General features: G+C 58.8%; 14 protein-coding genes. All 14 read left to right on the top strand.

Annotated elements, in window-relative coordinates:
• Positions 1-29 precede the first annotated feature (29 nt).
• Complete coding sequence (locus FHJ80_RS03900; protein WP_139525732.1) at positions 30-797, top strand: amino acid ABC transporter substrate-binding protein; 768 nt, start codon at positions 30-32, stop codon at positions 795-797.
• A gap of 69 nt (positions 798-866) precedes the next feature.
• Positions 867-1,535 carry an amino acid ABC transporter permease gene (locus FHJ80_RS03895; protein WP_139526218.1) on the top strand — a complete coding sequence of 223 codons (669 nt, stop codon included), beginning with the start codon at positions 867-869 and terminating at the stop codon, positions 1,533-1,535.
• The gene (locus tag FHJ80_RS03890) at positions 1,532-2,287 is read left to right on the top strand and encodes an amino acid ABC transporter ATP-binding protein (protein ID WP_139525731.1); all 756 of its coding nucleotides are present in this window, start codon (positions 1,532-1,534) and stop codon (positions 2,285-2,287) included. The genes FHJ80_RS03895 and FHJ80_RS03890 overlap by 4 nt, the downstream gene beginning before the upstream one ends.
• 251 nt (positions 2,288-2,538) lie before the next feature.
• Positions 2,539-2,805: a 30S ribosomal protein S20 gene (gene rpsT / locus FHJ80_RS03885; protein ID WP_083024671.1), complete on the top strand. Its 267-nt coding sequence runs from the start codon at positions 2,539-2,541 to the stop codon at positions 2,803-2,805.
• Between the two features lie 116 nt (positions 2,806-2,921).
• A complete protein-coding gene (gene murJ / locus FHJ80_RS03880) occupies positions 2,922-4,499 on the top strand; it encodes a murein biosynthesis integral membrane protein MurJ (protein ID WP_139525730.1) in 1,578 nt (525 codons plus the stop codon).
• A 116-nt stretch (positions 4,500-4,615) separates the two neighbouring features.
• Complete coding sequence (gene ribF / locus FHJ80_RS03875; RefSeq protein WP_139525729.1) at positions 4,616-5,653, top strand: bifunctional riboflavin kinase/FAD synthetase; 1,038 nt, start codon at positions 4,616-4,618, stop codon at positions 5,651-5,653.
• A 7-nt stretch (positions 5,654-5,660) separates the two neighbouring features.
• A complete protein-coding gene (gene ileS, locus FHJ80_RS03870; protein ID WP_176558212.1) occupies positions 5,661-8,492 on the top strand; it encodes an isoleucine--tRNA ligase in 2,832 nt (943 codons plus the stop codon).
• Positions 8,485-9,033, top strand: a complete 549-nt coding sequence (lspA, locus tag FHJ80_RS03865; RefSeq protein ID WP_139525728.1) for a signal peptidase II — start codon at positions 8,485-8,487, stop codon at positions 9,031-9,033. The genes ileS and lspA overlap by 8 nt, the downstream gene beginning before the upstream one ends.
• Positions 9,034-9,052: 19 nt before the next feature.
• Positions 9,053-9,496, top strand: coding sequence for an FKBP-type peptidyl-prolyl cis-trans isomerase (fkpB, locus tag FHJ80_RS03860; protein WP_139525727.1), 444 nt, complete (start codon positions 9,053-9,055; stop codon positions 9,494-9,496).
• Positions 9,497-9,532: 36 nt separating this feature from the next.
• Positions 9,533-10,513, top strand: a complete 981-nt coding sequence (ispH, locus tag FHJ80_RS03855; protein ID WP_139525726.1) for a 4-hydroxy-3-methylbut-2-enyl diphosphate reductase — start codon at positions 9,533-9,535, stop codon at positions 10,511-10,513.
• A 136-nt stretch (positions 10,514-10,649) separates the two neighbouring features.
• Positions 10,650-11,051: a type IV pilin protein gene (locus tag FHJ80_RS03850; RefSeq protein ID WP_255303868.1), complete on the top strand. Its 402-nt coding sequence runs from the start codon at positions 10,650-10,652 to the stop codon at positions 11,049-11,051.
• On the top strand, positions 11,051-11,458 hold the full coding sequence (gene pilV, locus FHJ80_RS03845; RefSeq protein ID WP_139525725.1) for a type IV pilus modification protein PilV: 408 nt from the start codon (positions 11,051-11,053) through the stop codon (positions 11,456-11,458). Before FHJ80_RS03850 ends, pilV begins: the two co-directional genes overlap by 1 nt.
• 21 nt (positions 11,459-11,479) lie before the next feature.
• The gene (locus FHJ80_RS03840) at positions 11,480-11,953 is read left to right on the top strand and encodes a PilW family protein (protein WP_231125590.1); all 474 of its coding nucleotides are present in this window, start codon (positions 11,480-11,482) and stop codon (positions 11,951-11,953) included.
• 2 nt (positions 11,954-11,955) lie between these two features.
• A complete protein-coding gene (locus tag FHJ80_RS03835) occupies positions 11,956-12,429 on the top strand; it encodes a PilX N-terminal domain-containing pilus assembly protein (RefSeq protein WP_139525724.1) in 474 nt (157 codons plus the stop codon).
• The last annotated feature ends 16 nt before the right edge of the window (positions 12,430-12,445 follow it).

Below are 12,445 nucleotides of genomic sequence, written 5' to 3'. Positions count from 1 at the left end.
GGGGCCTAAGGCCCGATGAGGAAAACCGTATGATGAACGTAAGCCGTTTGAAAAAGACTGTGATGGCGCTCTCCTTGGGCGTTGCGGGATGGGCATCCATGGCTGCTCAGGCCGACACGCTGCGTGTCGGTATGTCGGGTGGCTACTTCCCGTTCACCTATGTCGAGCAAGATGAGCTGAAGGGTTTCGAAGTCGATGTGATGAATGCAGTAGGGGAGATCACCGGCGACGAGATCGAATTCGTGACCGCGAGCTTCTCGGGCTTGGCGGGCATGTTGGAATCGGGTCGCATCGATACCATTGCCAACCAAATCACTATCACCGATGAGCGCAAAGCCAAGTATGCCTTTACCGCGCCTTATGTATACGACGGTGCCCAAGTGGTCGTACGTGCCGGTAACGACACCATCGAAGGCGTCGACGATTTGTCCGGCAAAAGCGTGGCGGTGAACCTAGGCTCTAACTACGAGCAGCTGTTGCGTGAGCAGCCGAACGCCGACGAGATCGATATCCGCACCTACGAATCCAATGTGGAGCAGGATGTCGCGCTGGGCCGTGTCGATGCTTTCGTGATGGATCGAGTGAGCGCCAGCCAGGTCATTAGTGAGCGCGGTTTGCCGCTCGCCTTGGCAGGTCAACCGTTCACCACCATCGAAAACGCGCTGCCGTTCCGTGACGACGAGGAGGGGCGGGCGCAGCGCGACCGCGTCGACGCTGCGCTGTCTGAACTGCGTGAAAACGGCACGCTGGGTGAAATCTCCCAGAAATGGTTCGATACTGACATCACGACGCCATAAGCTCGGCGAACCTCTGATGATGGCGGCCGTGGCATGACCACGGCCGTTTTGTTGATAAGCGATACGACGATGCTAAATGTGGAGTATATGTGGGGCCTGTTGCCGGTCCTGCTGAGTTATTTACCGCTGACGCTGCAGATGGCGAGCATCGCCATGGTATTTGCGTTAGTCATTGCCTGCTTGTTGGCGGTCGTGCGGGTGTTGAAGATTCCCGTATTGAACGGCGCCGCGCTGCTGTTCATTTCGTTTTTTCGCGGCACGCCCCTGTTGGTGCAACTATTTCTGTTCTACTACGGTCTGCCCCAGCTCATCGATGCGCTGATTTCCATTAATGGCGTGACCGCAGCGGTATTGGGCCTGACGCTGCACTTTTCGGCGTATATGGCGGAATCCATTCGTGCGGCCATCGTGGGTATCGACCGTAGCCAAACCGAAGCGGCGCTCTCGATAGGTATGACCCAGCCGCAGCTGATGCGGCGGATTATCCTGCCGCAAGCCACCCGCGTGGCCACGCCAACGTTGATGAACTACTTCATCGATATGATCAAGGCAACCTCGCTGGCCTTTACGCTGGGCGTGACGGAGCTGATGGGGGCCACCCAGAAAGAGGCATCGGGCAGCTTTTTGTATCTGGAAGCCTTCCTGTTGGTGGCGATCATCTACTGGGTCGTGGTGGAAGCACTCTCTTGGGGCCAGCGCCGCTTGGAAACGTATTTGAATAAGGCGTACCAGCGATGATCACGCTTGAATCTGTCAGCAAGCAGTTTGGACAGCAGCCGGTCTTCAGTCATGTCGATTTACACCTAGAGCAGGGTGAGATCATCGTGATCATCGGCCCATCGGGCACCGGTAAGTCGACCCTGCTGCGCTGTATCAATTTTCTAGAGCGCCCAGAGGCAGGGCATATTACCGTCGGTGATGTGCGCGTCGATGCGCGAAAGGCGAGTCGGGCGGATATTTTGGCACTGCGCCGTCGCACCGCCTTCGTGTTTCAGAATTACGGCCTGTTCGCCAATAAAACCGCGCTGGAAAACATTAGCGAAGGCATGATCGTGGTGGACAAGCTACCCAAGGTGCAGGCCCACGCTCGCGCTAGGGAGATTCTGGCGCGCATCGGTTTGGCGGATAAAGCGGATGCTTACCCTGCATCGCTCTCCGGCGGCCAGCAGCAGCGGGTGGGCATTGGCCGTGCCATGGCGGCGAATGCCGACGTCATTTTGTTCGATGAGCCGACCTCGTCGCTCGACCCGCAGTGGGTGGAGGAAGTGCTGGCTCTCATGAAGCAACTGGCGGCCGAGAAGCAAACCATGATCGTGGTCACCCACGAGATGCAATTTGCCAGAGACGTCGCCGACCGCGTGGTATTTATGGACGAAGGTCAAATCGTCGAGCAGGCCCCCCCAGAGCAGCTTTTCACCAATCCCCAAGACGAGCGCACGCGGCGCTTTTTGCGCAAGGTTTTGGCACCCACGTGCCAGGCACTGCCGTAAGTACACCATCGAAAAGCATTGACACCGGCTAGTAAGCCCGCTTTGCGCGTGATAGACTACGCCATCCTCTCAGACAAGACCCGTGAGCGGGCAGCTATAAGACTGCTCGTTACACTATTTAGCAGTGTTGAAAACCCTGCTAGATCAATTGGTTGTTACGGAAATGTCGTGATTTGGCAACTGCCAGCCGACAAACACATAGTAAATTCGTTGCCGTTGATAGGCAGCCCTTATTCTCCAAGGAGATACCTGTGGCGAACAGCAAGCAAGCACGCAAGCGCGCCCGCCAGGCCGAGACTCGTCGCGTCCTGAAAGCCAGCCAGCGCAGCATGGTCCGCACCTACATCAAGCGTGTGATCAAAGCGATCAACACCGGCGACCATGGCAAAGCGATGGAAGAGTTCAAGGCAATGCAGCCGGTCGTTGACCGTATCGCTGACAAAGACGTTCTTTCCAAGAAGAAAGCTGCACGTCTGAAAAGCCGCTTGAACAAGCGCATTAAGGCTCTGGCGGCGTAAGCCGGCAGGCGCCATAAAAAAACCGGCTGCGGCCGGTTTTTTTGTGCCTGAACGTCGCCTAGCAGGCGATGTGCGAGTCTCTATTTAGCCTCTAGCCGCCTGTAGGAAAGTACTTGATGAGCGCCGATACATCACCGCATGCCAATATGCCGCCACCCCGCCGAGGACTGATGCGTTCTGGATTGGTGGTCAGCGCCATGACCATGCTCTCCCGGGTGATGGGGTTGGTGCGCGATGTGGTCGTAGCGACGTTCCTCGGGGCGGGCAATGGCTCCGATGCGTTCTTCGTGGCGTTCAAGATTCCCAATTTCCTACGCCGTCTCTTTGCCGAGGGCGCATTCAATCAAGCCTTCGTGCCGGTGCTCTCGGAGTACTCTTCTCAGCGCACCAAGCAGGAGATCCGTGAGCTTTTGAACGCGGTGGCGGGCAGCCTGACGGCCCTGCTAGCGCTGATCACGGCGCTGGCGATGCTGGGCGCGCCCTGGCTGGTGTGGCTGTTTGCCCCTGGCTTTGGTCGCGACCCTGATAAACTAGCGATGACCGCCGATATGCTGCGGCTGACGTTTCCGTATTTGCTGCTCATTTCGCTCACCGCGTTCTCAGGCAGCGTGCTGAACACTTGGAACCGCTTTGCAGTGCCCGCATTTACCCCAGTACTGCTGAACTTGTCGTTGATCGGTGCGGCGCTGTTTTTGATGCCCCTGATGGAAGAGCCCGCCATGGCGCTGGCGTGGGGCGTGCTGATTGCAGGGGCGGCTCAGCTTGCGTTTCAGGTGCCGTTTTTACTGCGTTTAGGGCTTTTGCCCACGCCGTGGCCCAACTTTGCCCATGACGGCGTCAAGCGTATTTTAAAACTGATGGCCCCGGCGCTGTTTGGCGTATCGGTGTCGCAGATCAATTTGCTGTTGGATACGGTGCTGGCATCGCTGTTGGCGGCGGGGAGCGTTTCGTGGCTCTACTACTCGGATCGGTTGGTAGAGCTACCGCTTGGCGTGTTTGGAGTGGCGATTGGCACCATTATCTTGCCTGCACTTTCCAAGCGGCACGCGGAGCAGTCCACCGAGCACTTTTCCGCCATGCTTGACTGGGGGCTTCGCGTGGTGCTGCTGCTGGGCGTGCCAGCGGCATTGGCACTGGCGGTACTGGCCGAGCCGTTTTTGATTACTCTGTTTCACTACGGGGCGATGACCGATAACGATATTCAGATGGCGGCCATGAGCCTGCGTGCCTACGCCTTCGGTTTAGTGGCCTTTATGCTGATCAAGGTGCTCGCGCCGGGTTTCTTTGCTCGCCAAGACACCAAAACGCCAGTCAAGGTAGGCATTATCGCCATGGTTGCGAACATGGTCTTCAACCTGCTGCTGATTTGGCCGCTGGCCCACGCGGGTTTGGCGCTGGCGACGGCGCTCTCGGCGTTTTTGAATGCAGGGCTGCTGGGGTACTTGCTCTATCGCCAGCAGGTGTTGGTGTTCCAGCCGGGCTGGGGGCGGTTTGGCGTACAGTTGATCGGTGGCAGCGTACTCATGAGTCTCGCGCTCCTGATCGTCTCGCCTGAGTGGCAGGCATGGCTCGACTTCGGCCTATGGCAGCGCGTGGGGTGGGTGGCGGCCCTGGTCGTGTTGGGCGGCGGGCTCTACTTCATCTGGTTAACGGCGCTTGGCCTGCGGCTGCGCCACTTTAGAATGAACGGTTAAGTTAGGCGTTGGGGGCGATGATCTACTCCTGCACCTGGCCTGCGTGTTCGCTATAATCAAACGCTTTGATCACGGCCAGCGCTTTTAAAACCTAACGTTTTTAAAACAGGGGTGCCATGCACGTCATTCGAGGTCTGCACAATCTGACAGCGTCCCATCGTGGCTGCGTGGCGACCATTGGTAATTTCGATGGGGTGCACCGGGGGCATCAGGCGATCCTGCAGCAGTGCCGTGAGCACGCTGCGCGCCTGGGCGTTCCGCTGACCGTGGTGGTGTTCGAGCCTCAGCCCCGCGAGTTTTTTGCCGGTGATCAAGCGCCGCCTCGCCTGACACGGCTACGCGAAAAGGTGCGCCTGCTACGCGACCACGGTGCCGAGCAGGTGCTCTGTCTGCCGTTCAACGATGCGCTGCGTAGCCTGACCGGCCGTGAATTCATCGATCAAGTGCTCATCGAGGGGTTGGGTGTCAAGCACTTGGTGGTGGGGGACGACTTTCGCTTTGGCTGCGACCGAAAGGGGGACTTCAGCCTGTTGGAAGCAGTCGGGCGTACCCACGGTTTTGGCGTCGAGCACACCCGCACCTTCAAGGTCGATGACGAGCGCGTGTCGAGCACCCGTGTGCGCACCCTGCTGGCCAGCGGCAACTTCGACGTAGCTGCCCGTTTGTTGGGCCGGCCCTACTCGCTGCATGGCCGCGTGGTGCGCGACCAGCAACTGGGGCGCACCATTGGCGTGCCAACCGCGAACCTACCGCTGCTGCCCCAGCCGCTGACGCTGCGGGGCGTGTTTGCGGTGGTGGCCGAGCTGGCGAATGGCGAGCGCCACCCTGCCGTGGCGAATGTCGGCTTCCGGCCCACGGTAGGTGCCAAACGCCCGACGCTGGAAGTTCACCTGTTGGCGTTTAAGGGCGACTTGTACGGCCAGCGGCTGACGGTTTACCCCTGCGCACGGCTACGGGGGGAAGTGAAGTTTGACGATTTCGAGGCACTGAAAACACAGATTCACCATGACCAAGCCAGGGCGCGCCGTTACTTTGCGGCCGTAGAGACTGGCATTGCACTCTCTCTTCCGCTGGCCTCGGCCCCGCTTGGGCGTGAGACCGCTTCTTCTGATTTCACTTCGGCGGATGACGCCGCCGATACAAACGACGGCTGACCGGACTATGGACTATAAGCACACGCTAAACCTGCCAGAAACCGACTTTCCTATGCGCGGCATGCTGCCGAAGCAGGAGCCAGGGCGTGTTTCCCAGTGGCAGGACATGAACCTATACCAGCGCCTGCGCGAAGCCCGTGCGGGTGCGCCGCTGTTTGTACTGCACGATGGCCCTCCCTATGCCAACGGCAGTATCCATATCGGTCACGCCGTTAATAAAATTCTCAAAGATATTATCGTTAAGTCCAAAAACCTGGCGGGTTTTGATGCGCCTTACGTGCCGGGTTGGGACTGCCACGGCCTGCCCATTGAGCACAAGGTGGAAACCACCCACGGCAAGCACCTTCCGGCGGATAAAGCCCGTGAGCTGTGCCGTGAGTACGCCGGTGCCCAGATCGAAACCCAGCTGGTGGATTTCGTGCGCCTGGGCATCATTGGCGACTGGAACCACCCTTATCGCTCCATGGATTACGCCAATGAAGCGGGTGAAATCCGCGCGCTGGCCGACATGGTCGACGCGGGCTACGTTTTCAAAGGTTTGAAACCGGTGAACTGGTGTTTCGACTGCGGCTCGGCGCTGGCCGAGGCGGAGGTCGAGTACGCTGACAAGAAGTCCGATGCCATCGACGTGGCCTTCCCCGTGGAAGACGCCGACAAGCTGGCAGCGGCGTTCGGTCTGAGCGAGCTGGCCAAGCCTGCGGCGGTGGTCATCTGGACCACTACGCCTTGGACCATTCCCGCCAACCAGGCGCTGAACGTTCACCCCGACTTCACCTACGCGCTGGTCGACACCGGTGAGCGCCTGCTGCTGCTAGCCGAAGAGCTGGTCGAGAGCTGCTTGGAGCGCTTTGGTTTACAAGGCGAGGTGGTCGCGACGACTCAGGGCAAACATCTGGACCTGATCAATTTCCGCCACCCGTTCTACGACCGTCTATCGCCGGTCTATCTGGCGGATTACGTCGAGTCTGAAGTCGGCAGTACCGGTATCGTTCACTCTGCCCCTTCTTACGGTATGGATGACTTCGTCACCTGCCGTGAGCATGGCATGAGCTTTGATGACATGCTGAATCCGGTACAGGGCAACGGCGTTTACGCCGATGACCTGCCGTTCTTCGGCGGCCAGATGATCTGGAAAGCCAACCCGAACATCATCGAGAAACTGCGTGACGTGAACGCGTTGATGGCTCACACGCCAATCACCCACAGCTACATGCATTGCTGGCGCCACAAAACGCCGGTGATCTACCGCGCCACGGCCCAGTGGTTCGTTGGCATGGATATCAAAGGCAAAGATGGCAAGACTCTGCGCGAGCGCGCGCTGGCCGGTATCGAGGCCACCGAGTTTACCCCGGCCTGGGGTCAGGCGCGCCTGCACAGCATGATCGCCAACCGCCCAGATTGGTGTATCTCTCGCCAGCGTAACTGGGGCGTGCCGATTCCGTTCTTCCTGCATAAGCAAACCGGTGAGCTACACCCGAACACCGTGTCGCTGATGGAAGAAGCCGCCAAACGCGTGGAACAGCAGGGCATCGAGGCATGGTTCAAGCTCGACCCCGCCGAGCTGCTCGGCGCAGAGGCGTCGGATTACGAGAAAGTCACCGACACGCTGGACGTATGGTTCGACTCGGGCACTACCCACCGTCATGTGCTGCGCGGCTCGCACCCCCACGGTCATGAAAGCGGCCCGCGGGCAGATTTATACCTGGAAGGTAGCGACCAGCACCGCGGTTGGTTCCACTCGTCGCTGCTCACCGGTGCAGCGATCGATGGTCATGCCCCGTATCGCCAGCTGCTGACCCACGGCTTCACGGTGGATGCCCAGGGCCGCAAGATGTCCAAATCCATTGGTAACGTGGTCGCGCCGCAAAGCGTGATGGATAAGCTGGGGGCCGATATCTTGCGCCTATGGGTAGCGTCGACCGACTACTCCGGTGAAATGGCCGTTTCGGATGAAATCCTCAAGCGTACCGCCGATGTCTATCGCCGTATCCGTAACACTGCCCGCTTCCTGCTGTCCAACTTGAACGGGTTCGATCCCGCGCGGGATCAAGTCGCGTTTGGCGATATGCTGGCGCTGGACCAGTGGGTGGTGGACCGTGCCGCACAGCTTCAAGGCCGCATCGAAAACGCCTATGAGGAGTACCGCTTCCTGGATGTGTATCAGCAGGTGCACGGCTTTTGCGCCCGGGAGCTAGGCGGCTTCTACCTGGACGTGATCAAGGATCGCCAGTACACCACCCAAACCGACTCGCTGGCCCGCCGCAGCGCGCAAACCGCGCTCTATCACGTGGTGGAAGCGCTGAGTCGCTGGGTGGCGCCGATTCTGTCCTTCACCGCCGAAGAGATTTTCGAGCATATCCCCGGCGAGCGTGGCGATAGCGTGCTGCTGGAGACCTACTACACTGGCCTCTCCACGCTGGACGAGGGTGCCGAAATGGGCCGGGCGTTCTGGGAGCAGGTGCTTGAAGTGAAGCACTCGGTGAACAAGTGCCTGGAAGACGCGCGTAATGCCAAAGTGATCAAGGGCAGCCTGGCGGCCGACGTGACGCTGTTCGTCAATGAGGAGCTGCACGCAACGTTAACCAAGCTTGGCGACGAGTTGCGCTTCGTGATGCTCACTAGTGAAGTGCATTTAGCGCCGCTCGCAAAGGCCGCCCATGCCGAAAGCACCGAGCTTGCTGGTCTGAAGGTCGCGGTGAGTGCCAGTGAGCACGCCAAGTGTGAGCGCTGCTGGCATCATCGGGCGGACGTAGGCAGCATTGCCGAGCATCCTGACCTGTGCGGCCGCTGCGTGAGTAATTTACCCGACGGTAGCGGTGAGATTCGTCATTATGCCTAACGCCTCTTCAGCGAACGATCTACACTCCCAGCGGCCGCCCATGCGGCGGCCGCTGCGCTGGTTGTGGCTTGCCGTCGCGATCATCGTAGTGGACTTGGCCACCAAGTACGCCGCTAGCCATTTCCTGAACTATGCTCAGCCGGTCGAGGTGCTGCCATTTTTCAACCTCACGCTGCTGCATAATACGGGGGCGGCGTTTAGCTTTTTAGCCGAGCATCCCGGCTGGCAGCGCTGGTTCTTTGCGGCGATTGCCATCGGTGCCAGTATCGGTCTCACCGTGTGGCTATCTCGGGTGCGCGCCGATGAGACGCTGTTGGCCATCGCGCTGCCGCTGATCATCGGAGGCGCGTTGGGCAATTTGTACGACCGCTTGATCCACGGCTATGTGGTGGATTTTCTCTCCTTCCATGCGGCGGGCTGGTACTACCCTGCCTTTAACGTGGCGGATATCGGCATTACCCTAGGGGCCGTGGGCTTGATTTGGGAGTCGGTCATGGGTGAGCGTCGGCGTAAGAAAGCCGCGCAGTCATCCTCTTCTTAACATCAATGAGTGAGGCACCATGGACTACCTAATTGACGATGGGATGGAAATCACCCTGCATTTTACCCTGAAGCTGGAAGATGGCACGGTCGTCGATTCCACCAAAGAGAAAGCGCCAGCGACGTTCCAATTTGGCGATGGCAATCTGCCGCCCGGCTTCGAGCATCCCATCAAAGGCATGGCCGCAGGCCAGAACGGCTCGTTCGATATCACGCCAGAGCATGCGTTTGGCCAACACAATCCGCAGAACATTCAAACGCTGAAGCGGGAAGACTTTGGTGACGAATCGCCTGAGATCGGCATGGTGATGTCGTTTGCCGATAAAGCGGGAACGGAATTGCCTGGCGTGGTCAAAGCCATTGATGGTGACCGCGTCGAGGTCGACTTCAACCATCCGCTGGCGGGGCGCACATTGACATTCGATGTCGAAGTGCTCGACGTCACGCCGATCACCAAACACTAATTTCCTGAGCGATGCAGGTTGCATCAAGGCGCTTTTATGCAGTCATCAGAGTCATCTCAGCCCGTACAGATCAAGCTAGCCAACCCGCGCGGGTTTTGTGCGGGCGTCGACCGCGCGATCGATATCGTCAACCGTGCGCTGGATGTCTTCGGTCCGCCGATTTACGTGCGTCATGAGGTGGTGCACAACCGCTTCGTGGTGGAAACCTTACGTGAACGCGGCGCGGTCTTCGTTGAAGAGCTTCACGAAGTGCCCGACGATGTGATCGTCATCTTCTCCGCCCACGGCGTTTCCCGCGCGGTGCAGCAAGACGCAGAACAGCGTGGCCTAAAGGTGTTCGATGCCACCTGCCCGCTGGTCACCAAAGTGCATATGGAAGTGCTGCGCTACGCCAAGCGCGGCCAGGAGTGCATTTTGATTGGCCATGAAGGCCACCCGGAAGTCGAAGGCACCATGGGGCGCTACGACACCTCCCATGGCGGCAAGATTTACTTGGTCGAAGACGAGCAGGATGTGGCCAACTTAGTCGTGAACGACCCCTCGGCACTGGCGTTCGTGACGCAAACCACACTCTCCATGGACGACACCGCCAAGGTGATCGACGCGCTACGGGAAAAATTTCCCGACATCCAGGGGCCGCGTAAGGACGATATCTGCTACGCCACCCAAAACCGTCAGGACGCGGTGCGTGAGTTGGCGGCGGATAGCGACCTAGTCTTGGTGGTCGGCAGCCCCAACAGTTCGAATTCCAACCGGCTGCGTGAGCTTTCCGAGCGAATGGGCACTCCTGCCTATTTGATCGATAACGCTGAGCAAATTGATGCGACTTGGCTCGACGGCGTCAAGCGTATTGGCGTCACTGCCGGGGCGAGCGCCCCTGAAGTGCTCGTCAAAGGCGTCATTGATAAGTTGCAGACACTGGGCGCGGAAGCCCCCGTCGAACTGCAGGGGCGTGAAGAGACGATTACGTTCTCGATGCCAAGAGAGCTGCGTGAACGAGTGATCGTCAGCGAGTAACGCGCTTTACAAGATGAGTGTGCTGAAGCGCTCATCGGTGAACTTGCGTGAGTGAATAGACGTCAGCGAGTGATGCAAAGCGTATCGGTTTCCGACATACTCGAAGTATGGTTTAACCGATACAGGAGCTGACTCGGTGTCTAGCCCTTCATTTTCCCTTGCTGGCGAGCAGGAGACTCACCAGCAAGGTTTTACCCTCATCGAAATGCTGATTGCCGTGGCCATCATTGGCATCGTCGCAGGTATCGCCTATCCCAGTTACACACGCTATGTAGAACGCTCGCTTCGCACTGATGCGCATGCGGGGCTGCTGCAAGCCGCTTCTGAAATGGAGCGCTGCTACTCTCGTCGATACAACTACACCGGCTGTGCCATCACCACGACGTCGCCTGATGGCAACTACACCCTCTCTGTCGCGGCAGGGGGGGAGAGTGACGGCGGTTTTCTTCTCATTGCGACCACCCCTCAGGCCGATGGCTGTCATGGCGATATTCAACTCAATGCGCGCGGCGAGCGCACGCCGGTAGTCTGTTGGTAATGCAGACACACCAGCGAGGACTCTCTATGGTGGAAGCGCTGGTCGCGCTCGTCATTTTGTCAGTGGGAGTGCTCAGTGTGGCCGCAATGCAGCTGAAATCGATGCAAAGCGCTCACAGCGGTTATCAACGGTCGCTGGCCTCCGTGGCTGCATTGGACGCGCAAGAGCGTGTGTGGGCCGCCATCTCTCATATAGAAGCGTGCCAAGACGTACCGGTCGCCTCGATTGAAAACGCGTGGCGTGACGCCTGGTTTCTGGCGAAGGGGGCCCCTCTACGACATAGCGTGAATCCGGGCCAAAGTGGGATTGGCCGGTCGGGCTGCCAGTTCGATGTCACGGTGCAACTCGATACGCCCCAGGATGAGAACGGGGGCAGAATGGAGTATCGGTTCTTATTACCGCTTTGAAGTAAGGGTCGAGGAGTCTCTGTGCTAAAGGAAAGGCAGCGCGGTTTTACCCTAACGGAAGTCATGGTAGCGATGGCGATAGGGCTGGTCATCGTATTAGGGGCAGGGCAGCTATTTCTAGGCACGCTGAAAACCCATCGCCATGTCGATATGCTGAGTCGCCAGCAGGAAGCGCTGATTTTTGCAGTGACGACGATGACGCAAACCCTGCGACGGCAGGGGCCTTATGATGCGTCGGGGCAGGCGTTTTATCATTTACGTTGCCAGAGCGTCGCCAAAGAGTGCCGCTGTACGTTGCAAGACATGTCGCGCGCTCAACCCATGGTCAATTTTGCCACCCCCTCGACGAGTACGTGCGAACGCGATGTACCGTTGGGAAGCCAAACGGCTGACGGCGCCGATAGCCTCGTGTCATTGCCATTAGGCCCCGGCGGCAGCGAATTGCGTTTTCATGTAACGCACCGTGCCAGTCTACTGGCACCCCAAGGGGAATAACCATGGAGAAGAGCGGAGTGAAGCAACAGCAGGGCGCGGCTTTGGTCATCGTCATGGTACTGCTGGCCAGCGCGTTGGTCATGGCGCTCGTTAGTATGCAAACGGCACTGATCGACGAGCGCTTGGCAGGTAACTTTCGTGCATCGATACAAGCGCAAATGCGATCTGAAACGGCGGCGTCAGAAGCTTTGGCCCGTTGGGAGGAACTCGATTGGCAGGGCGCTCCACTGCTGGATGCGCCCGAGACGGCACGTTTTGAGGAGTATGGCACGCACGCCAAAGTATCGACATCGCATCACTGTCCCCAGCACAGCTGTTTCTATATGCCGGTCATTTACCATAGCGAGCGATGGGTCATGGCCATGGGAGCCACCTTCGAAGGGAGCGGGACGGTGGTCGCACAAAGTGCGCCGCTGCTCATTCGCCGCGAAAACCCTCATGAAGTAGGAGCAGAGGCAGCGGTGGTTTGGCAATAAGCGTACAATAGCGTAT

It is taken from the genome of Halomonas sp. BL6 (assembly GCF_006228115.1).
Classification (GTDB): Bacteria; Pseudomonadota; Gammaproteobacteria; order Pseudomonadales; family Halomonadaceae; genus Vreelandella; species Vreelandella piezotolerans.
Note: the sequence above shows the minus strand (reverse complement) of the source record. Positions and strands in the feature narration are given on the sequence as shown.